This window comes from Paraburkholderia domus (genome assembly GCF_905220705.1).
Classification (GTDB): Bacteria; Pseudomonadota; Gammaproteobacteria; order Burkholderiales; family Burkholderiaceae; genus Paraburkholderia; species Paraburkholderia domus.
Window position 1 is genome coordinate 722,805 of record NZ_CAJNAT010000001.1, and the last position, 24,717, is coordinate 747,521.

Sequence of the window (24,717 nt, forward strand, 5' to 3'; positions counted from 1 at the left end):
CTTCCCCTGCCTTCTCCGGCGCAACCCTGCCTTAGCCTGCCTTCCCCTGCTTGCGCAAATTGCGCAAGCGTTCCGACAACGCCTTCTTTGTCAGTCTCTTTGGCTTGCCGTTCGCATCGGTCCACAACAGCGCGCCGTCGTTGTTGTCCACGCCATTCAGCGGTACTTCCTCGCGTATGGCCATTTCTCGCAGGAGGGGAAACACAACGTTACTGTCGTAGCTCCCCGTGTCCGTGACAACTTTTTGAATCCTAGGCGTCAGAAGGTTGCTTCGACTCTTTAGGGTATGCAAGGTCACACCGGGCGCAGGTGAAGTGGCGGTCACGTCACCATTCCCGGCTTCCGGCGCCGGCGTGTCCGTCACGTTGCCTGCGATGGGCGCAACAGACCCTGAACTGCACGATGCTTCCGCGACCCGTCGAAATTCCGAATGCACGGAGAAGCCCTTGCTGTTCGCCCACGCAACCCACTCCGCCGCGGTGCACGGTTGCATCCCCGCGGACTCAGCAACGGCAAGAACGTGCCTCACAGTGTCGAAAAATTCAGTTGCCTGGGGATTACTGCGTAGCCTGATTGGAGCCTCTGGCTTCGTTGAGTGCACCTCGGGCTCCAGGCCGTGCATCCATAGAATCGCCTTACGCGCCTCTATCGTGCGATGTTGGCCTGCACGTTCCCAATCCACTTCACGACCACTATTGAATTGCGTGGCCCATACCGCCGATTCCGTGGGCATGCGGTCACTGGCATCTACCGGATGAGAATCGCTTTTCCCAACAACTGCTCGCAACTCGTCCGGCACGTCCCATTGCGCCACCTCGATTGCGAACCGCGCAAACTCCGACAGGCGGACCATGCACCGCGCCTTGCTATCGAAATTTGAAGTGCCGCCCGAAATCAAAGCGTGATTGGGCAGACTCGCCGATAGTATGCGGACGCGCTTGTGAAACTCGTTCATTACGGCATCGCTCGGGAAACTCTCTGGCTCAAAAAATGGCCCTTTACCTGGACCAGCCATCCAACCGTGTCGCGTCTGCTGCATCGAATCCGGGTCGATATTAAGAGACAGCGCGCAAGCCTGCCATACGCACACCTCTGGCATGTGTCGCCATAAGCTCCAATCAGGCGGTTTCGCGGTCGTCGCCGGACGATGATGGAAGCCACTGCTACCGCCTGGCAATGGCGTAATTATCGGTGCCGGCGCTTTCGAGATTTCGGGCACGAAACGGCCAACTGGCAGTTTCTCTACGGCGGCGCGGAATCCCCCATGCACCGGCTCGGCCAGCTTATCCGCCCAATTAAGCCAGTCAAGCGGGGATGCCTCAGTCATGCCATGCGAAGCAGCCAGCGTTTCTAGGCGCGTGGCTTGTTCCTTTGCAGCGCCCGAGGTCTCATTTCGCTTAAACGACAACTTGGGATGCTTCACCGGGTCAAGCGCGGCCATCAGGCGCACTGCCTGGTAAGCGGTCCAGCGTGGCATCTTGCCCGCCCAGTAATCCCAGTCGATAGGCTCACCGTTAGCGATGAATTCGACCATCTTGGACACATGGGGTGCTTGTGGCTGTGCCAGTGTGCTTTCGGCCTGCTCGATGTCGGCAGGCGTCACGGCATCTGTCGTCGCCAACTTTTCTTTGTAACGCGCCCAATCCTCACGGTCCACTGTCACGTGGTCCAGCTTGCGCCAGTCGGTTTCTATGCGCGCATGGCGAGCGGCAGGCATGAACCCACGAACGAAGTCAAAGCCCGCGTCAGGGTGAAACCGGACCCAAAGGTTGTTCCCATAGACTGCCTCGGCAAGCTCCGCCAGCTTGTCCCGCGTCTCATTGGTCGGCTTCTCGTCGGTCGCATTCTGCCCGGTCAGGCGGCAGGCAATGTCCCACAGCGAGAGCGTGGAGCGATTTGGAGGAAAACTGAACGTCATCAGCGCCCTTCATGCGCAAACCTTCATTGGGGAGCCCCTGCCAAGCCGGCGAAGGTATCCGGCTTTTCCGCCCGTCGACGTATGCAGGGGCAAGATAGTATGGCGACTCCTCCCACCTTTGACTACACGCGAAGCGAAGACGAGTACGCGCCCAGCGTTGGAGAGCCACACCGCGAGGTAGGTCGGGTCGAGCAAGAAGTTAGATGCGTCATACAGGAGGAGAGAGTCCCAGCACAGCGGAAGGAGTGCCCCCTAGCGCCGCACCGCCCGTTCACCATTGACCGGGCTCCACACCAAAGTCCCTAACGGCTCCGGCCGTGTGCCTTTAGACAGTACATGCAACTGCGCCGCTCACCTTGGTTGTCGCTCGAACAGAGTGAGAACGGCCGCATGGAGTCCGCGATGGTTTATGCCGATTGAATAATTCGCACCGGCAATTGCGAAAAACCGCCTTCAAGGCCTTCAGGCAATCCGTCCGCTGTAGACTGCCCACAATTCGGCAAGCAGCATGCATTCAAATGGCGGACCCTTCGGCCTGCGGCACCCCCATATATGACCACGTTTCGTGAAGGTAAACGTCGACGCATCGAAACGCTGGTCGCTGGTAAAGTACCGCAGTATAGGTTCAGCGGCCATCGAAGCGTTGGTCGCCGCGCTTCGCGCATGCCAACGGCTGAGAGCCATGCAAGTCCCACTTCCGTTGCCGACGCTACCCGAACGTCAGACGCCGTTTTCGCGACTCACGCCACCCCGAGTCCGACGGAAGAATGCGTCCGATGTAGAACATGACTGAAGCAGTTTGATGGCCGCGACTTGAGAAAAGCAAATCGGCGGTGCGATAAAGATAAGGAACAGCACGATGCTCCAAATCAGCACGGGAAAATTTTTCAACACCGAGAACACGCGGGAAACGATTCATCGCGGAGTGTTGTATTCGAACTTTCAAATTCGACCCGACGGTTGCATCACTACCCAAGCGGGCACCTTGTCCGCCGCAGCGCGATGGAGGGACGTCCAGACCCTCGTTTGCGACGTCATCGAACGTCAACCCGATATCCGCGCGGCGGGCGTGATTACGTCGGTCGGCCCGGACACATTCATCAATGACTTCGCGGCGGTCTCCTCCTTCGCCCTTGAACGGCTGTTCACACCAAACCACGACCTGGCGGTGCGACTGCTAACCTCGCAGCAGCCTCCCCTTGGCATCTCAAAGCTTCCCCGAAACTATGTGTCGAAGACGTTCGACATGAGCGCACCCTACGACCCGGAAGCAGAAGCTCGATTAGCGAGCTTCTTTACTGACCTACTGCGGTTGGAACGGAAATCGTTCTCTGCCGCAATGAGCGCGATTCGACGGTACGTCACCGCCTTGCACCGGCTCTCCGACGATTTAGACCTTGCGTATACGCTCTTCGTAGCTGCGATTGAGTCGCTCGTGCAAAAGTTCCACGGCACCCCTCCCGTGTGGGAAGACCTCGACCAGCGGAAGAGCAGGCCAATCGACAAGGTGCTGAAAGACGCAACATCGGACTTAGCGAATGCTGTAAGAACTGCAATCCTCAGCGGCGAACACGTGGCGCTAGGACGAAGGTTTCGGGAGTTCTCTCTGGCGCATGTGGGTGACCAATTTTTTCGTAATGATGCAGCGAAATCAATCCTCCCGCCGGGGCGAGGTGACCTGACAATCGCGCTGAAGAACGCATACGACATCCGCTCCGGCTACATTCATACCCTGAAAGCAATTCCTGGATTGCTCGCATCTCCGCGCACACTCGCGGAAGTAATGCACATCGACGGTAGTCCGCATCTGACGTTCGAGGGTTTGGCAAGGGTCGCCCGCTCCGTGATTCTCGAGTTCATCCGCCGCTCGCCGACAAGCGAACGCGAAGAGTTCAATTACACAAATGACTTTCCGAACCTGCTGAGAATGCAGTTAGCGCCGAACATGTGGATAGGTAATCCGGCCAACCTCACAGCCGACTCTGCTTATTTGTACCTTAACGGATTTCTCCAGGAAGTCGAGCAGCAGCAGCTACATCCCGAAACGCCAGTCACCGACATACGAAAAGTCACCGAGAAAATCGACAGCCTACTACCGGCACTTGCGAAGCCCGAACAACGTCTCCCGTTGGTCACGTTGCACTACTGGTTCTCCCATTGGCTTCCGGTTGAGGAAAGGGAAGGTGCAATAAAAAGGCTTGGAACATATCTTAGCGAGCTGGACGCAGAGTCCGCCGAGGCCTTTTTCCTGTACGTGTACGAAGGTCGGCTGCCGCCGTGGCCTGCGGAAACATGCGAAGCGTTGTTCAATACGTATTCCAGATTGAGATACAGGGAAAAGCGACTGAACGCCGGTAGCCTCCTCGGCGCAGCGGGGCTTCTCGCCGTCGCCGAGAAGTTCAGATTGGCCGAGAAAGACAACGAGGCACGCCGGCTTATCGCCCGCGCAGTCGAAGAATTTCCGGGCATGGCTAGGCTGCGGGAATTCGAGTCCGGACTCGAAAAGAGCTTGCCCTCGATTGGTTGGTGGGAAGTGTTACTCCCCGAGCGCACTTCCAACGCACGGTCGAAGGATGCTGAGCCGAAAAATCGGCTACTAACCAAGTTGAACCGAAGGCTCGGGACTCCCGGAACAGCTCGCGGACGGGTGCGTCGTCGCGGGGCGCCGCGAACTCAGGAAAAGAACTAATGAGCTAGCGCTGGATGCCGCCGCGGTAAAAGCGGCACCTTATTTGTCAATCGCGGCGCGGTCTATCAGCCACATGTGGAAAATCTCAACGCGGTCCCCTTCGCCTTCCAGATAGGTGTAGGGTATCGCCTTCGCGCCCGCCTCCTCTATTCCAAAAATCGCGCTCGCGCTCTCCACGACTCCATTGCGGTTTCGCGCCTGCTGCCAATCTTTGTACATTTTGGTGTACTGCTCAGAGAGGCTGATTGAGCCATTGTCTTCACGTATGAAGCAGCCAAACACACGAGCGCCCTTCACACGCTCATCCTAGTCCTGCGTGTGTTGGGGCGAGAAGCATGGCTCGACACCATTGTTCCGGTGCCGACCATCAGCCAAATCATGATGACCCGCAAGGCGGTACCACGTCAGCGCGCAAACAGCGACGCTAGTCTTTATCATCCTTGACGCTTCGAGGGGCCGTCACGGTCTTCGCCGTCATAGACCTGGAAGATGAGGACGGGAAATATCTCGCGCTTTCGCTGCAATTCCTGTCGGACGTATTCGAACCCATCCGTAAATAGGTGCATAAGGATAGTTCTTCTGAGCTTGCGCTTAAAGAAAGCTTGAGCAATTAGCCAAGCTACGACGAAGCCAACCGTCACGCCCGCGATGAGTGGCTTCCATGCAAAGCCATTCATCCCGACTAGCGCCATGTATGAGCTTGAGCGGAAGGTGCCCGAACGGTAGCGCGTCCCCCTTTTTTTAAACAGGGATTTTGGGAGGTTGTATTTTTTGGCTACCCAGATAATGTTAGTTACAAGCTCGTCCCAGGTATGCGGCGCATTGCCACTATGCTTTGTAACGTACTCCCGCCCTACGTCCACGTCCAGTATTGTTGGGTGGTGTAGCGGTTTCGCTTGAACGAAGGCCTGAAACAGGTTTCCGAGTGTATGCTCAAAGCTTGCGCCGCCAACAGCAGGTGCCGCCATCCATGGGTCCGACGCGGGTACACCCGCCTGCGGCTTGGGCTTTACTGCAACGTACCAAGCTTCCGGAATAGCTCCCGTGCTCGTCTTCGTGGGCTTAGTTTTGATATCTTTAAGTAGGTATGCGCTGTTGCGACCTGTTGTTTTCAGCCCATAAAGCGGCGGCCATTCCGAAAGAATGGCAAACTGGTTCAATGTACTCTCGTTGCTCGTTACCGGCACCGGCTTAATGGGGTCCTCGGTAGACTGTTTTACTTCCAGTAGACAGGCGCGGGATTCTCGTAGATGACCATCAGCAGACCGCTTGTGAATGACAAGCATCATGTCGCCCAACTCAGCACCGGTCTCGTCCTCTTTCAGATAAGCGATGGGCCGCTTGTCAATCCAGGCGACGTCAATTGCTGCATCACAAGATGGGTTAAGTCCGCTAAGTAGCGCGTCTCGATATCCCGCTATTGCGCGGGGGCTAAACAGATTTGCGAGGTTTTCGAGTTCGCCTTTTTCTCCGTTGCCAAACGCCGTTGCGATGGTACTGTCAAACCCAGCCGTTAAGCTGTCTTCCGCATCGTGCTTCCACATGTCCATTGCCTACGTTATGTCGATACTCGTCGCCTGAGAGGCACTTCCCCAATCGTCAGCGAGCCCGATGTAATTTTTTCGGTCTACTCAACTGCATTGTGCGCCGCATTCGCGTGCATCTGCCATAAGCGCAAACAGAGCGATAGTTTCGTTTGTTGTTTCTGGTGCCCCGTTGTCGTGCCTCACGAGAGCGAGGCACGACAATCGCCTTCAGCGCACCCGAAAAATGCGATTTCCAGTGAATTCAAGTCAGTTCAAATTCACCGTGGAACTGCTGTTTGGTGAGCGCTCGCCAAATGTCTCTCAGCAGCGACTTATGACAATCCCCATCATGAAACTCTTGCGCATTTCCGCGACCGCATGTGCATATCGCAAAATCGGAAACCCTGATGAAATCAAGGTGCCACTCATCGAGTGACATATCGTGTTTCAATCGCGCAAGCGCCTCGGCGCGCCGGTGCTGCTTGAAGCGGACGACTGCCGCGCTACATCACTGCCATCGAGCGTAGAAACCAACTTAGATGCATGCTCCCACGCTTTCTGTACCGTCTTATCCTTGGAGCGCAGAAAATCCGGTGTTCGGCCACTCGGCGAGGGGTCTAACAGTTCCAGAATAGATTTTGCAGCAATTGTTGCGCGTTCGATGAGTTACGCATCGGCATCAGAAAATTTCTTGATTTCGGTCATGGTCTCAATTTGACGGATTTACAGGCTAGAGTTCGTCCACCGCACCACATTCTGCCCCACCGCAGTTGTTTCGTCACCTACGCGGTATGCCTCCACAAATCCCTTCAGATTCCTATAGGTTGGCGGCCGACTGCTGCTCAAGCTGAGTCACAGCGTAGCGTTCGTGTTTCGGATATCTCAACTCGACATTTATAGCTTCGGAGACTTCGCGACGACGGCGACGAAACCTTCGAAGGCTAGGCTCAAGTAGCGCACCGGCGGTGGCTGACAGCTCATTGAGTTTCAGCAGTTCATCCACCAAGTCGACATGCCCGAAGAACAGCAAGGAGTTCAATACATGCTCCAACGCCGCCGGCTTGCTCATGAGGTAGAAAGCAGATTGACGTAGCCTTGCTTCGCCTGCATCACGGGCCGCCAAGGCATCGCGAACAGCTATCTCTCGCTCTCTTTCGAAATCCTCGCTATGTCCCAAGCTATTCCTTGAGAAATAGTGCAAAGCTCTAATTTCCCCGAACGCTTCCGGCGATATATTGTCCCTAAGCGTTGGCCAGATTTCAGTTCGCAAGGCCGCGTCTGCAGTCATTTCCTCGAAACTCCATGAGCTAGCGCTGCTGACCTCGGCATCGAAAAGCGCAGCACGCCCCTCTGGCCCCGGAGCATATCGCCTCTTCACATCGTCGATGCCAACAATCTTGCACCACGAATCGAAGAACAGATTGAGTTGCGCGGGAGTTAGATATTCGAATTCGCGACGGGCATCAATAATGGCGGCCAATTCGATGTTCCCTTCGATGAGCTTCAGCGCCCGCGAGAACTCGTTGGAACTGAGGTTGAAGTGTCCTCGAAGCGCGGCCTTCGCGACTTCAAACGCTTCTGAGCCCCACTCGGCTCTCGGCGGCAGTCGATAGCCGATGCAGGCAAGGTCAAAGCGCGAAAGGTGTGCGGTGTATGTCTGGTGCCGATACTCCTCACCAAGAAATTCACCCTGGTAGTTCAACGTTTTCAGGTTTGCAACCAACGCCCGGAACTTCTTCCAGAGGACCAGGAGGTTGATTATTGCAAGCTCCGTCAGGTGCTTTTGATTCTCACGCCCAAACGGGTAGCGGAAGACCTGTCCAGTGGAGTCCACCTCCGCGAAATCTGATATGGCAGTATCCAGAGGCTCGATGACCTTTTTATAGCGCCAATCTAGTGCAACCGAGTGCTCTTTGAAATAGCGCCACAGCATCCCGATATCGTGTGATGTCTGAATGTCGATATCGGGCAGACGATAGCCGTGATGAGCAAGCGGGCGCAAAGATTCGATAGCTGCCTTGATGTATAGTTCTATCGCGTGACGCATGTTGAAGCAAATAGGATACACAAAGGTGTCCGTCGGATGCTTCAAACCTCGGTGACGTATAACCTGCTCGAGCAGCACCTGCGCGGCATTTGCAAAGCCCGCGGCATAATCCACGATGTCGGGCGAGCCGTTTTCACCCACGCAAGCATTCGCCCACGACGGTTCTGAGTTTCTGAATGTTTCGTTGGCAAAGTTCTGCGACATGTCGTATTGCAATAGTTAGCGGTCGGAGCATGATTTTACGCAACAGCTACGGCTTCGCCATGCCCGAATGCGCTTCAATCCCCTTCCCCATGCTCCCATAACGCCCGAACGTCAGCAGCGCCGAAGCGCAGCCGAGGAAACTCGCCGAGTTCGCGCGCGGCGTCGAACACCTGAAAATAGGCTCCGAAGAAACTCCCTTGATTCGGGCAGAAAGTCGTATATTTATGCAACTCGGCATAGTCGAGCGCGATGCACGGCAGGTTCGTCTCATCGAACGCGCTGAACAAAGACTTGCTGTACTCGGCGTAGGTGTCGGTGAATAGCTCTCGAACAATAACCAACGACAGAAGATGGTGCTTGCTGATGTCTACACAGACCTCGCGTTCGCCAACAATCATGCGAAACGGCCGCGTGGCATCCGCGTAGCCCACTGCCCCTACAACCTGCTTCAGGGCATCGTTTACCTGACGCACCGACATCAGCTTCTTTCTTTTCAGGGTGCGTTGTAGCGTTTTCTCTGTATTCGGTGAGTCCTTCGCCTGCACAATCAGACACAGGTCGTCGGTTATGACGATGACGTCCGCAATTTCTTCCTTGTCGTAGTGACGCCTCGGCGCGTGGTAAATCTGCTCAGGCTTGAAGACCCTCTGGAGCATCAAAATGATGTCAAGCTCCTGGAACGCTCCTGGCTCCTCCCGCTCCAGCGAAGTCAATGCATAACCCTGGCCGCCGTGAAACTGGTACATCTGTGGCCGTGTGTCGGCTATCGTCAAGTTCTCTGGAAACAAGGGCTCCTCGAATCGCACGGCAATCGCGTCAGCGTCGTCGACCGCTGTTCTGAGGCCAAACCATATGTTCGCCTGCTCATGTGCGTGACTGATGCTTGAGTCACTTAGCGAGGGAAACCTCACGTGCTCCAAGCGCATCTGCGCCGTGAGAGGAACATCGACCTCGGCTCTATAACCTAACAGCTCACGATTCTGCTCATCAAATATGTGGACCAGAATCTCACGCCTGCTCAACAGATGCAGAAGGTCGAGGGATGGGCCGTCATCCGCCAGGAGACGCCATAACGTCAGCGGACAATCCTCGTCGTCAAAAAATGCGCTCATCAGCCCTATCGTTGACCGCCCGTTTAGTTCAACAGGGACGACGTAAATCTTGAACCCTCGATTCATCTTCGCCGGCAGGAGATAGGACACCGACATCTTCAAGATGAGCCGCATCGTGCCATCTTCCGGCGCACGTACACAATGGATTCCGTCGGGATAGCCGAGGAGCTCTCGATAAAGTTCTGGTCGTTCTATCGAAAGCATTATCCAGTACCCTCGCAGGTCAGAATCTAACTTCCGTACGCACCAAGCGCGCACGCCAAGAGAATCGCGGCTCGCTCGAGAGCGCCCGCGTCGATGCCGCTGCAGACTGAAGCATGGCAATGTGTGTCACTCACCTCGGCCATCAGCCACTCCCCCCTTCTTTTCTGGCTTGCTCCTAGAGGCAGCTCGCCGCGCACCGCTGACCTTCTTTGCTGAATGGATGCAAAGAACGTTCTGGACGAAGCGAATTCCGGAGTTACGTGCTGCCAGCGCCGCAATCAGATACTGGACTGCGAAGACCACCGCAGACCATACGATAGCCCTGACTGTGTTGCCGAACAGAAAGAGCCCAAGCGCTACCAGCGGCACAAGCAACAGCGACATCGCAGCGATGTCCCGGAACATCAGATATTTCTGGTGGCTCTCGAGCACCGACACTTCGTTCTCCACCTGCTTGTAAAGCCTATACCACATCGAATTTTGGTCGCGCTCATCACTCGGGAAAGCCCCCACATTTTTCTTCAGCGCATCGACGTCAATCCGCGTATCGGTCTGTGCATGCACGGTAAAAGCTCGCGAACCAGGCATCGGGTTACGAAGGCGCCAGAATACGAGAATCGCCTTCTGCGAGTGCGAGAGCAAGTACGAAAGAAAAATAGTGGGAACGGGCAGGAAAACCGACAGGCCCGTTCGTAGCGCCATCCCCTTATCCGCGGTGAAGTCGTCGATGGGGTGATGAAACGCGATGACCAGCAATATGATGACATCGAAGATGCCAACACCGACGAGCCAGACCATATTGCGCGCTTTCAACGACTTTCCAGATGATGCTACTTGTGCGACCTGCTGTAGAGCGTCCATGTGTTTCCCCGTAGTGTCGAGTATCGAAGCCGTGCGACCTTTAAGCTAGCGTGCCATCGCGGACCAGCGCAGCGTAACCTTGCGGGTGGCGAATGAGCAGAACTGCCGCGTGACGTATTTGTCCATCGAGCGATTTCGCGGTATCCCTGTCTATCCGTGATGGACCACTCACCGCCAAATGGCTATGCCATGTCCCCAGGCACCAGAGCGTGTGTCCACCGAGCGCTTCATAGCCGCGAATCGTGTCGAGAGTTCCTTCGACCCCGAGAACGAAACGCGCAGGCAAGCGCGTGCTGTCAGGCGACGCAGGGAGGACGTCTGTGATGAATATCTCTCTCGTGAGCGCGGAGACATTTCCCACGATAATGCCGCCAGTTTCGGCCGTAGGATGCTCTGCAACATCGGCGACAATTTTCTTATGGGCCCTATCGAGCACGCGCACGGTCCACGTCTTCCCGTCGAACACCTCCGCCACATGCGTTGCACCAACCTCATCGTGCGTCCACGCGATAGACATTCCATCGTCGCCAACCGATGCGACGGACGATATACCGGTCTCGGGCAAACCGACCTCATCATATTGATGCAATCTCTGGCCGATTCCAGCTGCAACGAGTGAGACTCGTGCGTCCGACATAGGGATAGTTACCGAGTGACACCCGATACCAATTTCAAGAATATTCGCAGCGGTTACACCAGCATCGCGCAAAAACCCGAGCGTGCGAAGCCGTTCGTATGAGTGATACAGCAGGTCGACAGTCGATGGATTTCTGCCGTGGCCTTCCACGGTCATGAATGCCGCCTTGCCATGGTGGACAAGTGCACCCTCAACAACTCGGGCGTCAAACTTCGCTTTTGCGAAGAAGTCGCGCACCGCTGGCGAGCCGGTCGTGTTCACCACCACCGATTGCTCGCCACGAAAAAAATCTCGGTACTTAGCTGCTTTAAAGTCCAGGCCGCGAACGTCAGATGCGACAAACTTCGGGCGCTTTGACGCAAAGCTCCCCATGATTTGCGCCAGCCGCTCTGCCTTGCCGTGGAAGTTAGCCACGTCGTCAGGCAAGAGCGCATGGCGAGCCACGTTATGCGCGGCAGCAAGTTTCCCGTCTATAAGCAGCGCTGCCTTGCCGCCCGCGCGCGCGACATGCATGGCAACCTTCGACCCGAGGCTCCCGCATCCCGCAAATGTCAGCTGCAACTCCTTCGATTGTTCTTGCAGCGCCGACGTCCGCCTCAACAGTTTCGAAGAGATGGGAGACGAGAAAGCAACGGCACTGACCGGCGTCGTATCTTCCACAGACAGTTTGGCCGGCAGCGAGAGTTGCATCTTGTAGCCCAACATCTCAAACTGGCTCTGGGTACCGATAATGTTTGTGGGCCTGCGTACCGGGAAGGCAAAATACAAGAGCGCTACGACCTTGTCTTTCGACGTTGCGAGAGTGCGGTTGAAGTTGCTCACGAAATCGTCTAGCGCAACTCGACACCCCCACTCGGCTGCCTGCTCGGCAAGCTCTGCAAATGTCGTGACCGTATCGGCCTTGTATCGCTCATGAACAATGGGTTGCTCGCCAAGAGCGGCTTGCGGCCAGCAGAAAACCAGAGGTGCACGCCCGCGATATGCCGTCTCGCTCACCCCAAGCGTGTTCAGCCACTCACGCATGAAGGCGTGGTCACCGACCGGGAACTTCTGCTGCGGGTCACGCGCTAGCGACCAGCGGCCGTCTTTGCTCCAGCACGTCATGCACATGAACAGGCGCCACCCGCCAAACGGTGGCTTGTCGAAATGTTCCACGGGGTCCATCTCGACAAAGTTGGAGCCGACGTTCCTTCGGCTCGGTTCCCAGCCCTTCTCATTGATGGCCAGCTCATCGACCGCAGCTTTGTTAAGCCAATCCGACATCTGGTCGACAAGACGAAAGAACCCGTCTGAATGCATTACATCCAGCGTGTCGCCGAACGTAATGCATGGGGGCACCCGACTTCCGCGCTTGTGCAGATAGATATGCGGCAACGCGTCCGGAAAATCCTCGCGCAACGTGATTCGCGGCGCAATATCCGGGAAATAGGATGGAAATTCGACGAGCACTTCCTCTCGCGCTCGGACACCGTTTGGACTTGCGCCCGCGGCAGCCCAGCGCGACGGCAAGTCAACGAAAAACGTCGCGTAGACGTTTGCGCCACCGCCAGACGTTTCTTCGACCTTTACCGACTCGACCGCAGGATGCGCCTCGAGCAGCTGGATTGCACCCTGCAGCAGAGCGTTCATGGCGACCTCCGTCTTAGCCGTGCGACAAGGGCTTCGAGCCGAACGCTGCGGCGGCACCAGCCGCTGCAGGGGTCGCCGCAACCTTCCATTTCGCCTTGACGCCACCCGACGTGACTTCGAACACCATCGGCTCGGGATTCTTCTCGTTGGGATGGGCGGAGGTGTTCACAAACTTGCCCGAAGCCTCTTTCGCGATAGCTTCGTACTCACGCTTTGCGCGGATGCAAGGAGGGTCATTGTCGTCGTTGAGAATCAGATTGCTACTGGCGACGATGTAAGCGCCCGCGCGCGTCTGCGACAGCGCTTTGCGCGCGTCGGAAGACACTTCAGCCTCTTCCTTTTTCTTGCTCCAGCTGTGCCACGAGAGCGTGTGCCACGAGCAATGGTGAGGCGTCGACAGCAAGTCGTACTCGAGCGCCGTCGTGTCATCCTTGTGGCGTTTCCACTGCTTCTCCCAGATGTACACCTCTGCATCGCCGCCCGACAGGAATTTCACGGCGTCCGCGACCGCTCCCGTGCCGATGGAATAGTTGATGATGATGCTCGACTCGTTCTTCGAGAGTTCATCGGCATCGTGCTCGTCGTCAGCAGGCATCGGCGCCAGGAGCAACGCGCTGAAGTTATCCTGCTCCTTGCCGGCCACGGTAGTGATGCGCTCGTCGGTCTTCACGACGATGTCGAGAATATCGTCGGTCTTGCCGTCCGTGTCCTCGCCCATAATCAAGATGCGGTCGCCATCCTCCAACTCACCCTCTTCGCGGAACAGTGCAACACGACGCTTTGCTTCTGCATTCCAAGCGCGCGCGTCATCGCTCAGGGTGTGGTACTTCGAGGCGCGGCGGAACACCAGCGGAGAAGACCACATCTCTCGAATAACGATTTTTGACGGCTCGCCTCTCGTCGGGTAGTTCATCAGCGGGCCAAGGTAAAAGTGCTCGCGCAGGCCGCGGCAGTGGTCCTGGTCCGGATGGCTCAGCACCATCACGTCCACGTACGGGCGTCCTTCCTCGTCAACGGCCAGTTTCTCGCGCAAATCCTTAAGTACGTCGCGCACGCCGTCGCCTGGTTGCCGGATGTTGATGTCGATAAGAATCGTCCGGCCACTGGATAATTTGATGAGCGTCATGTCCCCATTGCCCACGGGGAAAAAGGTGATTTCTGGCGTTGCCATGGGTGACATCCCTCAAAGAAGTGCGCGAAAACGCCGCCAACCAATTGACGGCAACTTTTACCGCCTAACATGTTCAAATCATATTACCAAATACCACAACATATCGATAATTTACTATTTCAAACACAACATCTTGTGCTGCATCGCAATATTTCTATCATTTGAAAGAAATATTGCGATGCGCGCCACCTGCTTCGGTCAATTCGACCGTTTCCAGACAGTCCCGGCGCGAGCGGCGCACGCATTCAATTACGCAGCGCTTGCAGCGGGGCGAGCCAGAATTTCCGCCAAGGCGTCGAACCACTTGCGGTCGTGAATCAATCGCGCGTCGTGCGCCGAGGCAGACAGAATTTGCGCTTTCGTCATCTGCGAGACGATTTCCCAGTTCGCATGAGCGAGCACGTAAGTGGCGTTGTTGGTGAACCGGCTTTCCAGGATGCAGATACCCGTGCGCGGGAACCCGAATACGACGTAGTCGTCGAATCCCCCCAAACCGACGGCGATAAATTCCGGGGCGTATTTGCCAACTTCATTGAAGCGCGCCGCGACCACTTCGCGGCTCTTGCCGCGGCTCTTTTCGATGACGGTCTCGAGCGACGGCCACGCCGACTTCCACGGGTTCTTGCCAGACGGCAAGAGCTTCCAATTGAGGCGGCGCATCCGCACATCCACCGACGGGCTCATCGACGTATCGAGCACCTCAAACGAGCCGAACTGCTCGACGAGCATGTTCGCCGTGTTCGTCGCAGCGGCGGTCTGCGCATCCGTACGTTCGAACGGACCGGCCACCATGCAGTGCGCGCCGCCGGGGTCAGCCGAGACAACGACCTCGATGGAGTACGGCAGAACCTTCGTGCGCGGATAGCGGTAGTACGGAACATCCTTGACCTCGGTCACCTCGACCTCACGGTCGCCGTGCCGCTGCGTATAAGTCCAACTAATCTGGCGGTACGCAGTCTCTTTCGGCTGGTCGCGATGAACAATGTCGAAGCCATTGGCGTTTCGACGGCTCGCCGCGCCGCGCGCCGGCGGCAGCAGGCGTTCGCCGACGACCAGCGGGCTCGAAAAGCCCAGAGTCGCCAGACGGCGAACATGCTCGGGGCGCACGCGCACGCCGAGGTAGTATTTTTTGCCTTCGGGGAGATGCGACAGGTAACGATTGATGTCGCGCGTCTTGCGTTCTACTATCATCGGATTGTCCTCGCTCATCGGGAGCGGCGAAGCGCCAAATGCTTCGCCCATACTCAGTAAGACTCTTCAGAGAGGCGGCACGGACGTCACAACAAAAATTTTTTCGCGGCGTCCGTAGAGCGCGCCCGGAGAGTCTTTACTAATAACGGGAGTTCGGGAGCTATGAGAGAAGCCCTCGACAGTGACGACCGCCTGAGTCCGGCGGAGGTCAAGCAGGAACTGGAGAATATGTCGCCGGCCGATTGGGTCCGCGTCGAACGGATTGCCAAACGAGCGTACGCCGGGATGGGTGCCGCATCGCATGAGGACCTGCTGCAGGAAGCTTGCGCAAAGCTCCTCGGCGGGGAGCGAGTCTGGCACCGCGGATACACGGCCGTTCCGGCTATTGCATCCGTGCTGGACAGCATGGCCAGTAACGCTCGGAAGCGTGAAGCGAACGGTCCAATCGACGCAAACGCTGTTGTCGAGAGCAGTGACGTCATGGATGCGACCGAACTGCTCGTCCGTAACGTCGAGCCGGTTCAGACTCTCAGCCCCGAGGTCGCGACATCCGATGCCGAGCAAGCGGCCCGGGTGGAGATGCTGCTCGCAGATGATGTGGAGGCAGCACTGGTCGCATGGGAATGGGCTGCGGGTAGACGCGGCAAAGAAGCTGCCGGAGCACTTCAAATGGACAAGAATCAATACGAGGCCGCCCGTAAGCGGCTAATCCGGAAGCTTGAAACGATGGAAGACGAAAGGAGGAACGGATGAGCGCATCGCGCAAGCCCCAGTTCTCGTCGAGCTTTCTCGAGTCGTACACGTACGAGCTGATGTCGATGCCCGACGAGGAAATCCTCGAAGGCCAGGATATAGACGCGGTGAAACAGAGAGCAGCCAACCGTATTGCGGCCGCGAATCAGGATGCCGGGCGCAAACGATTGGCCGCAGCAAAAGCACGTCTTCAGAAACAAGATGAGCCTGTAGCCGCACAGTCGTCGGCGTCGCTAGATGAAATGAAGGCCTATATACGCGACGCAGCGAACGATGGTCAAGTCACCCTCGCCGCTCGCCAGCTCAGCGAGATGTCGGAAGCCGACACTCGACGGCTTTACGCCCAGCTCAAGCAGCTCCAAGATGGACAAGGAGGTAACAAATGACCCCCGGCCAGCGCGCCGAGGCACTTATCGCCGAGTTTGGCATCTCGTCCCCGTCGGAGCTTGACGTTGAAGCCATCGCGTGCGACGCCGGAATGGACGTTCGATATGAACAGCTTGACGGCTGTGAGGCAACACTCGTAGGAGTCAACAACCAGGCAATCGCAACCATCCGGCCGTCAGGGAACCGCGGGCGAGAGAGATTTTCCGCGTCACATGAACTCGGGCATTGGATTATGCACCGCGGGAAGTCGTTCCGCTGCCGCGTCGATGACCAAAGCGCAAACCTGGCGTCGGACGCGACGCTAGAGAAGGAAGCTGATAGCTACGCAGCCCACTTGCTGATGCCGCGCTATCTGTTCGACCCTGCCATCCGGTCGGGAACGAAGATTCCAACCTTCAAGCACATCGGGGAGGTTGCCCAGGCATTCGAAGTCAGCGTCGCAGCTGCCATCATCCGCATGGCTGAAGTCGACTCCTTGCCTATAATCGTCGCCTGCTATGACGGACGCGGAATTCGCTGGCGCGCGTTTGCCCCTCATGTTCCGAGACGGTGGCGGCTTGTACAAACGCTTCACGAAGACAGCTTTGCCTACGACATCGTGAATGGTGTCGAGTCAAAGCAGTGTTCCGGAAAGCAGGAAGCAGCAGCGTGGTTCTCAAACGATGACGCGGAGAGCTTCGAAGTGCACGAAAACGCGATGCCAGGTCGCCCGGGAGAAATTCTGGTGATGCTGTATCTCAGCGATACCGAGATGTTTGAGTCACCCTTCGAGCGCAGGTCCGAAGGGCGTTATCAAGATAACCCGAGCTTTGGCAGGCGGTCTCGTTAAGGCAGGCAACAAAAGAAGACCCGACCGCGCGACCTAGGCCCTCTTCCCAGTATCCGCCTTCTACCGGTCATCGGGCGGGTCGGACCAGCTCGTCAAAGACGAGCCTCTCTAGGGGAATGCTACCTGGTCACGCGTTGACATTCCACGCCTTCGTCTGGGCGCACACCTAGCTTTTGCCACCCAGAATGCCCCGGTGAGCCCGAAGCCAATCAAAAAATGGCGACGCCAAACGGTGCTCAACTATTACGTTGTTTCGCAATTTCGCCCGGTCTATAAATCTCTCGCCATCAGCATCGACTAAAACGAAGTCTTCGATATACGTCAACAATGCATGGAGCGCCTGACACGTCAGCGCGTGCCGATTCTGCAACTCCTCGATGGACCGGCGTTCCGCATCACCGCCCGTCAACAAGACTTCACTTTCTCGATTGCGTTCCTCTTCTTTCCTCCGTTCAGTCTCCTGATACAGAATTTTCAGTCGCTCGTTTTCACGCCGAAGATTGGTAATTTCTAACCGCTCTTTGAAATTCTCGACTTCAGGCCTCCCGGAGAATCCGTCACCTTTTCCATTTTTATGGTTCGTGATATTAGCTACCGCCATAAACCCCACCAACTTTACCTTGTATTTTTGATTTCTCAGCAATGTTGATTTGCTGCAGGGCTTTCCCTCCGCGATTGAGAGATGCTCTGCTAGTGCCTCTGCCAGGGCCGTCACATGAGGAAATCCAAGTTTTCTTTTTTTTGCGAGATGGAGATAATTTTGAATTATTTTCGCCCTGGCATCCTGATTGTCATCTTGAAACTTTTTAAAGGTGTTTATATTATTATTCATGGCTATCGCCCTTACCGACAAGACCAAGGCGTACCGGCATGGCACTTTCCGGCAACGCTCCATTTATAATTGCATCCAACGACTCAATGGTAAGCGAGTTCGCCTCCACCAGCGTGCGAATCAGCCCAGCGCACTCTGCGGCCGGCGCGACGCAAGTTTGCATTGAAAACGCCTCACTGGCCCGGCCGCCGAGTGCAAGCAGCGTACGCCGAAGAATATCAAATCGTGCTCGAATAACTGGATTATCAAGAGTCGGATATGCAACGCATTCATCCAATCGCAGCAATGTATAGGAAGTGAGGTTGGATGGCGACTGCACTCTTTTTAGTTGTCGAGTAATAATTTCCGGTTTTTGCACAATCCATCGCCGGGTTTCTTCACCCGATTTTACTTTCTCATATATCGTATATAGGAGCTCCTCATTTACCTTCCAACCAGCAAGTTCCTCGCCTACTCGAAGGCGCTCTGCTTCCAGCTCGTCTAATTCACCAGCGCTATACGTTGGTGGGTCCGTCTTCATAGCACCCACCAACTTTCCAGTCAGTGAATCTAGTTCTTCCTGCATCGAATGGACTTTAGCTGATACTGCCGGTGCATGGTCAATCGACCGAACTGCGTATTCGCATAAGCCGCATCGACCAATGCCTCTCCAACGTTTTATCACGTCCGGCGGACAAACATTTCCAAACGGACAGATTTCTGTCTTGTTTTCTACCGCATTTGCAGCGTTAGTCTCGCGGAGGACGTCGAGACCATTTTTTCCATTTTCGTTGATGGTTAGGCTCATACAGCCATATGAAATCAACGTTTCCTCCAGGTTCTCTCGAAGGCTTTCCGCTAGCCGGGAATTTACTGCCCCGGCGTCAATGAAGTTTGGGCTACCCGGTCGCTGGTGACCTTCTACGCCTAGCGGTCCGCTGCTGAAACCTTTCTTTCGAAGGGCCATTGCTTGGTGTACGCGAGCATCTTCCAGAAATGATGGTTCGATTTTCGTATAATAGAAGACCGATGTTCTTTTTTGACCCGTTATGGCTTTGCCAATCAGCTCCGCGGGCAAAAATTGTACATTTTGCGAAACAACAGAAATTCTCGAGCTATGCGGCGTTATATTTGTCGCGAGACCAAGTTCGCATACAGTTGCCCTATTGTCATCGCAAAATTGGCCATAACTCAGCCTCCGTTCCTTTATATTCGGATTGTTGAACCCTACATTCGGAGGCACCAGTTCACATAACTTCACAAGTCCGTTTACTCCCAATTCCGGCAACATACCGTGTAGCCCAGCCATTAGCGACTTCCACACGGTTTCGTAGCGACTGTCGTTATGCGGCCTACCATCACGATAAGAGGAAAATAGAGGTACGATTTTCTCCCATTTAGTATTTTGATTGTTATTATAGAAAATTCCATCGTTAAATCCCGGTTCATCAATCAACTTACGCCATGAACGCTGAGCCCTGAGAACTTCAATGACCTCAATATTTACGTGTGGAGTCCATGCGCCGGCCATCGTCTTATCGGTATTGACATAAAGCAAAGTGAAGTCACCATGGCTGACATTTACCAATCTGTCAAACGTATCGACATCCAACCATTGAATATGGTTATGCCTCAACCCAGTATAAAGTGCAACAATTATCTGATTCAGCGCATGCGGTTGCGGCAGTAAGCAGTAATCCGCTTTACCCCCCACTTTAACTCTAAAATTGCTTAGCGCCAAACAGTCTGGAATAAAGCGCAGGGGTATCGCCTTCCCATTAACGAAAAGCACAGGTATTGAAATACCAAACAATTCTGCCAACTCGAATGTGTCCAGAATGGTGCGACGACGGATGCATCGCCGCAAAACAGCACCATTCAACTCGCCCGACAACAACCGCTCCAAAATCACATAAAGATGTGCCTGAATCGCCTCTGTATAGGACAACAATGTCCCAAACAAAATCGAAGGGATAGGCGGCTTGTTTGAATTTGCATAACGGGAAGTGGGTGGGAAATCTTCTCTAGGCAGAGGCTGCTTGAACCCTGCGCACCCCGGCAATCTGTCTGCGTTGTTCTCTAAGAATTCAAAAAATCTTTCAAGCTGAATTAATGTTCCATAGTAGGAGTTATTTACCCACTCACGGTTATCCCGCATAGTGTCCATCAACTCAAAGAAAGTTAATGGCATTGACTCAGCGACGCTCAAAAGTCGGCTAATAAACACACTTGCCGCAAGCTTTTTCGGCTCATCAGGAAATTCAAATTTAGCTTCAGGATGTCTTTCAAACCAATAAGGAAGATACCAAAATAAATAAATATTCAGCCATCCAATTGCCCTTCGAAGCTCTCCTGTAGATTCCGTGCGAATTTTTTCTAAAAAGACTCTTTCTAGGATAACCCACGTCTTAGAAAATTCTTTAATGTTACAGTTGAGGCCTGGGAGGGTTGTCGTTTTCTCCAAGATTTCCAAGCTTGCGTTAGCGATGGGTTGCATCCGGAGTGCCTCTTCGATGACGTCAATGTCATCTCGGCCGCAAAATCGCTCAAGTATTTTAGGGTCTACGGCTGAGCGCAGGGGGCGAGGACGGCTTCGTTTCGGAACATTTGAGAATGCGCTGGATTTTTTTATTTTTGAATATTGCGCTCCTTTGCTTTTCTTCGCAACATTTCCTTCGACGGGAACCATTTTCTGCCTACGGTCGCTCAATTTATCCGACCAGTCGGATACCGAAATTCCGAAATCGCTCCCAAACCTTTTCCCGAGAACATCAATCAACATACGGTAAGGTGGCGCAGTGAAGACACCAAAATTCCCCGCATGTTCGCCCTTTTCCTTAAGTTCCATAAGCTCTTCTACATTTGCGTCCTGCGGTCTGTGCCAACCGGTCGCAAGTAAAAGCTTAGTACCATAGGAGAGAAAATACTCGCGCCCCTTCCTACCGTTCGAAATCGAGGCAAATGCTGGGTGCGGGAGTTCGTCAGATTGTGAATTTAAGGTCCGTATAAATGACAGCAGGCTCGAACATAACTCAGACCCAATCTCTAGCCGCCGCCCTTCCTCGCCTATACTTGGCCAATCAAAAGAAAAAGGGAGCACAATGCATTTCTGTCTATGCAACGAAAGGAGAAACAGGCAAGCCCCTTTCTTCATCCGCGCGGCGTATGTTCGCTTATAGGCAAACTCACCTTCCGAGGGCGCAAGTGTGAATTTATAAAATTGCTCCGGCGTTACGTCAAATGTTCCGCCCATTGCGATATCAAAAGCATTTTGCACATATTCGACTCCGAACCTTACATCCTCCCTCGCTAAGGTTTTATATAAGATAAATTTTGGAAAGCCACCCATCGGGTACGCTTTCGTTGTAACTTCCGCAAGGTCGATGTCGTTTAATTGATATTTATCGAGCAGTGTATCTGCTGCCTCATAAAGAGCTCGGCGGACATTTCTGTGCAATCGCTTCCCGTGCTGGAGAAAAACAGGTTCTTGACGATAGGGATTTATCATTGCATCCGTTTTTTGTCGTTGGCTATTTGAGCCTCAAGTTTGCTGACCTGCGAGTGCAATGCTTGCAACTTCATTTCTAATAAAGAATGAGGCATGCCACCGCAGTAAACCAACGCATTCGCATATTCAAGCTCCTGCCTTAACAAATCTTTATCATAGCGCGCATATACTCGCGTATATTTCTCGCATTTATGCCCCATAATCTGTTGCACGACAGCGAGACTCAGACCATGTTCTCCATTTCTGCAAGGGAAGTAGTTCAACAAATAAATCCCGTAAGCATGCCTCAAAGAGTGCGGGCCAGCTAAGGCAATCGGGATACCCGCGGCTGCGACAGTTCGCTTAAAAATTGTTCTTCGATAGCTTGCGTCTGATAAAAAGTAAGCCTCGCCGACATCGGCACCGGAATCGCTCTGAAAAACGAAACTATGTCGCCCGTGGGCGATATATTCAGTCGCGAGATATCGTTCAAGCTCCTCAAAGAAAATCGATGCGAATGGTTCAATGAAAAATGTCTCTGATGTCGCCCTTCCCTTCCAGCATAGTAAATCTCTCTGAGCCTGTGAAAGGTACAGGTAGCTTGCGTGGTTTCTTCTTTGAGAGGGACTTTTCAATTTTATTTCACGATTTTCGACATCGATATCTTCAAAAAGAATCTGTATCGCCTCGTGAATCCTGCAGCCAGTTCCCGCTACCAATGCATAAAGAGCTTTATCTCGATGGGTTGGCAAGCACTGGAGGAAATCCACTATCCTATCGAAGGGGAAGGCTCGAGAGTCATCGTAGACATATTCGCCGCCTGATGTCGGCAGCAATGTTGCGTCAATGAGCTTCGGCCCTCCCGCAACTACGCTCGCGAGCATCGAGTTGGAAGCTATCGCCGCTCGCTGCGCCGAAGGAATTGGCAGCCGTCCTTGGCTAGGGACAAAAGGGTCTGGGCTTGCGGAGACGTCTAGCTGTATGACTTGAGCCCTCGATAATTCGAGAAGCTCGCCACGAAGTCGTTCTGATAATTGTAGGAATTTGCGGATGGCTGCATGTGCAACCGCCGACGTTTTTGGACTCACGTGACTGGACGGTCTGCTCTGGCTCACCAACGCAGCAATTTCGCTTCCGGACGCGCCCCCCGTAACAAGGTATTCGTCGTAAGCATCGATGGCATCCAAGATATCGGATTGCGTCGCGCAGTGCCCTTTGGCCTGCATGATTCGGATGAATTCAAGGAGATAGTCGATGAAGTAGGCGACAGAGCGACAGTAGACTTTACGCGTATTGCTGCTGTGCTTCCGGATTAGAGAGCGGGCGAAAACTTCGAATACTCCGAGATATTTGCCCTCCGGCCCGACCAGCCGCCAAGGCAGCTTCCCGTGTATCGGCTCTATCAGCGTAACGTGATGAAGCATCGGGTACTCCAAACATGCACTTGGAGCCAAATTAGCATTGCCTAAGGACAAATCTGTGCGGCACCGCACATTTCAAATTGACAAACTTTGGAGAAGAAAAAAAACAAGAGGACCAAATCCCATATGTGATTGATTTTATGGGGAAATTGGCCCGCCCTACACGATTCGAACGTGTGACCTACGGCTTAGAAGGCCGTTGCTCTATCCGTCTGAGCTAAGGGCGGTTCGTGAAACCACGCATCCACAACATGCAACTGGTGAAGCATCCCATAAGAACCCCCCACCCTCGGCCTAGAAGGCCGATGCTCTATCCAGCTGAGCTACTGCCGTAATGACGTGAGGCGATGCTATACAGCGTGTACAACGTGCATCGCCCGCAATGAGAACCCGAATCGGGCATTGGAACCTGTGCAGTATCACTGTCACAGGGTTCGTGGGATACCGAAATTCTAACTGACCAGGCCGGGGACTGGAAATCTGATCCGGCGCGCGGCAACCCTGATCGGCGGACACCCCGTCGCATCACAAAACAAACGGGCCCGGCGAGTTGAGCCGGGCCCGGATTATAACCGATCGTTTCCTACCCGCCAGTCGCCCGTCAGCACGCAGCACTCAGCGAGCAGTAGTGGGCATATCGAACGCAATCAGACCGGCTGCGGATGCAACATGAACCAGCCGAGGAACACGATCCCCGCGATGACGCAATACACGCCGAACGAAGCCAGACGTCCGCGGCCTTCGAAATAGCGCATCAGAAAACGCACGCTAAGATACGCAGCGATTGCGGTCAGCACGCCGCCGAGCACTGCATCGGCGAGTTGGCCTGGCGCATGAAACAGTTTCGGCAATTCGAGCACGCCGGCCGCGAAGATGATCGGCGTGCCGAGCAGGAACGAGAACTCGGCTGCCTTCTCAGTCGTCAGGCCGGCCGCATTGCCGGCGATCATCGTCAGACCGCTACGCGAGAAGCCCGGAATCAATGCGCCGATCTGCGCGAGGCCGACGAAGAACGCCTGGCGGAAGGTCAGCTTCTCCGGCGGCTGGTGCGCGCGCGAGCGTTGCAGACGATCGCCGAACCACAGCAGCACGCCGTTTACGATCAACGCGATTGCGACGATGCGCAGGTCGTGAAAAATCCGCTCGAGGCGTTTCTCAAGAATCAGCCCGACGAGGCCTGCCGGAATCGTGCCGATGACGAGCGCCCACATCAAGTGCGCGTCATCGTTAGCACGGCCGCCGAACGAAGCGAAGAAGCCACGCACCAGCGCGCACCAGCGCTTGCGGAAGTACCACAGCAGCGCGAACGCCGTACCGAGGTGCAACGCGACGAGAAACGGCAGCAACTGGGGCGCATGCTTGTCGATATGCATACCGAACAATGCGGGCACGAGCAATGTGTGGCCAAGGCTGCTAACCGGAAACAGTTCGGTGACGCCTTGCAGCACACTCAGGAAAATCAGAAACGACAGGTTCACGCGGCTGTCCTTGTAAGGAAATTGTCGGGGAACAGCGCGCCGCAACGGGAAATGAACGGCGCGTCAAAAGCGCACCGATTATGCCTGGCTGCAAAGTCAGCGCCAAGCGTTTGAGCCACATTCGGGGAAATATTGATGCGCTGCGTCACAACTGGAAACCGTTGTTACGCCGCAGAAAAAGAAACGGGGCGCCGTCGGCGGCCGCCCTGCCATCACGAGGATTCGATGCGCTGGACGCGCGAGGCTCATGCCAGACCCGCGTTGGCGGCCCAGCAGAAGGACACTGAGGGTTGGATCAGCGCTCGAGCTTGTAAAAGAAGTAGACGGTGCTTGCTGCGAACATGCCGAACAACGCCACACCC

The 24,717-nt window shown here is 54.9% G+C and carries 17 protein-coding genes and 1 tRNA gene; 4 read left to right on the top strand and 14 right to left on the bottom strand.

Annotated features, from left to right (window positions below; genetic code table 11):
* Window positions 1–31: 31 nt before the first annotated feature.
* On the bottom strand, window positions 32–1,918 hold the full coding sequence (locus KHO31_RS03065; RefSeq protein WP_211622727.1) for a P-loop NTPase family protein: 1,887 nt from the start codon (window positions 1,916–1,918) through the stop codon (window positions 32–34).
* Between the two features lie 859 nt (window positions 1,919–2,777).
* Between KHO31_RS03065 and KHO31_RS03070 the strand changes: the two genes are divergently transcribed.
* Window positions 2,778–4,607 carry a hypothetical protein gene (locus tag KHO31_RS03070; RefSeq protein ID WP_211622729.1) on the top strand — a complete coding sequence of 610 codons (1,830 nt, stop codon included), beginning with the start codon at window positions 2,778–2,780 and terminating at the stop codon, window positions 4,605–4,607.
* Window positions 4,608–4,646: 39 nt separating this feature from the next.
* Here the strand turns inward: KHO31_RS03070 and KHO31_RS03075 are convergent, their stop codons facing one another.
* The 8 genes from KHO31_RS03075 to KHO31_RS03110 all read right to left on the bottom strand — a co-directional run bounded on the left by KHO31_RS03075 (window position 4,647) and on the right by KHO31_RS03110 (window position 15,189).
* Window positions 4,647–4,904, bottom strand: a complete 258-nt coding sequence (locus tag KHO31_RS03075; protein WP_211622731.1) for a hypothetical protein — start codon at window positions 4,902–4,904, stop codon at window positions 4,647–4,649.
* 137 nt (window positions 4,905–5,041) lie between these two features.
* Window positions 5,042–6,151, bottom strand: coding sequence for a hypothetical protein (locus KHO31_RS03080; protein WP_211622733.1), 1,110 nt, complete (start codon window positions 6,149–6,151; stop codon window positions 5,042–5,044).
* Between the two features lie 799 nt (window positions 6,152–6,950).
* Complete coding sequence (locus tag KHO31_RS03085; protein ID WP_211622735.1) at window positions 6,951–8,384, bottom strand: hypothetical protein; 1,434 nt, start codon at window positions 8,382–8,384, stop codon at window positions 6,951–6,953.
* A gap of 74 nt (window positions 8,385–8,458) precedes the next feature.
* Window positions 8,459–9,700 (bottom strand): hypothetical protein, encoded by a 1,242-nt coding sequence (locus KHO31_RS03090; protein WP_211622737.1) that lies wholly within the window; start codon window positions 9,698–9,700, stop codon window positions 8,459–8,461.
* 126 nt (window positions 9,701–9,826) lie between these two features.
* Window positions 9,827–10,561 (bottom strand): hypothetical protein, encoded by a 735-nt coding sequence (locus KHO31_RS03095; protein ID WP_211622738.1) that lies wholly within the window; start codon window positions 10,559–10,561, stop codon window positions 9,827–9,829.
* Between the two features lie 40 nt (window positions 10,562–10,601).
* Window positions 10,602–12,827, bottom strand: a complete 2,226-nt coding sequence (locus tag KHO31_RS03100; protein ID WP_211622739.1) for a Mov34/MPN/PAD-1 family protein — start codon at window positions 12,825–12,827, stop codon at window positions 10,602–10,604.
* Between the two features lie 13 nt (window positions 12,828–12,840).
* The gene (locus KHO31_RS03105; RefSeq protein ID WP_111929869.1) at window positions 12,841–13,998 is read right to left on the bottom strand and encodes a ComEC/Rec2 family competence protein; all 1,158 of its coding nucleotides are present in this window, start codon (window positions 13,996–13,998) and stop codon (window positions 12,841–12,843) included.
* A 249-nt stretch (window positions 13,999–14,247) separates the two neighbouring features.
* Window positions 14,248–15,189: a hypothetical protein gene (locus KHO31_RS03110; protein WP_211622740.1), complete on the bottom strand. Its 942-nt coding sequence runs from the start codon at window positions 15,187–15,189 to the stop codon at window positions 14,248–14,250.
* 162 nt (window positions 15,190–15,351) lie between these two features.
* On the opposite strand from KHO31_RS03110, the gene KHO31_RS03115 reads away from it, so the two are divergent.
* Genes KHO31_RS03115 through KHO31_RS03125 form a run of 3 tightly spaced genes read left to right on the top strand, consistent with a single transcriptional unit; the run spans window position 15,352 to window position 17,158 of the window.
* A complete protein-coding gene (locus KHO31_RS03115) occupies window positions 15,352–15,942 on the top strand; it encodes a hypothetical protein (RefSeq protein ID WP_111929867.1) in 591 nt (196 codons plus the stop codon).
* Window positions 15,939–16,328, top strand: a complete 390-nt coding sequence (locus tag KHO31_RS03120) for a hypothetical protein (protein ID WP_111929866.1) — start codon at window positions 15,939–15,941, stop codon at window positions 16,326–16,328. Before KHO31_RS03115 ends, KHO31_RS03120 begins: the two co-directional genes overlap by 4 nt.
* The gene (locus KHO31_RS03125; RefSeq protein WP_211622741.1) at window positions 16,325–17,158 is read left to right on the top strand and encodes an ImmA/IrrE family metallo-endopeptidase; all 834 of its coding nucleotides are present in this window, start codon (window positions 16,325–16,327) and stop codon (window positions 17,156–17,158) included. Before KHO31_RS03120 ends, KHO31_RS03125 begins: the two co-directional genes overlap by 4 nt.
* A gap of 166 nt (window positions 17,159–17,324) precedes the next feature.
* Here the strand turns inward: KHO31_RS03125 and KHO31_RS03130 are convergent, their stop codons facing one another.
* The 5 genes from KHO31_RS03130 to KHO31_RS03150 form a co-directional block, all read right to left on the bottom strand.
* The gene (locus tag KHO31_RS03130; RefSeq protein WP_146749733.1) at window positions 17,325–17,990 is read right to left on the bottom strand and encodes a hypothetical protein; all 666 of its coding nucleotides are present in this window, start codon (window positions 17,988–17,990) and stop codon (window positions 17,325–17,327) included.
* Window positions 17,983–21,477, bottom strand: coding sequence for a hypothetical protein (locus KHO31_RS03135; RefSeq protein WP_211622742.1), 3,495 nt, complete (start codon window positions 21,475–21,477; stop codon window positions 17,983–17,985). The genes KHO31_RS03130 and KHO31_RS03135 overlap by 8 nt, the downstream gene beginning before the upstream one ends.
* Window positions 21,474–22,880 (bottom strand): tyrosine-type recombinase/integrase, encoded by a 1,407-nt coding sequence (locus tag KHO31_RS03140; RefSeq protein ID WP_211622744.1) that lies wholly within the window; start codon window positions 22,878–22,880, stop codon window positions 21,474–21,476. The genes KHO31_RS03135 and KHO31_RS03140 overlap by 4 nt, the downstream gene beginning before the upstream one ends.
* A gap of 147 nt (window positions 22,881–23,027) precedes the next feature.
* Window positions 23,028–23,104, bottom strand: a tRNA-Arg gene (locus tag KHO31_RS03145).
* A gap of 420 nt (window positions 23,105–23,524) precedes the next feature.
* Entirely contained in the window at window positions 23,525–24,355 is an 831-nt protein-coding gene (locus KHO31_RS03150) for an undecaprenyl-diphosphate phosphatase (RefSeq protein ID WP_201069991.1), read from the bottom strand.
* Window positions 24,356–24,717: the final 362 nt, after the last annotated feature.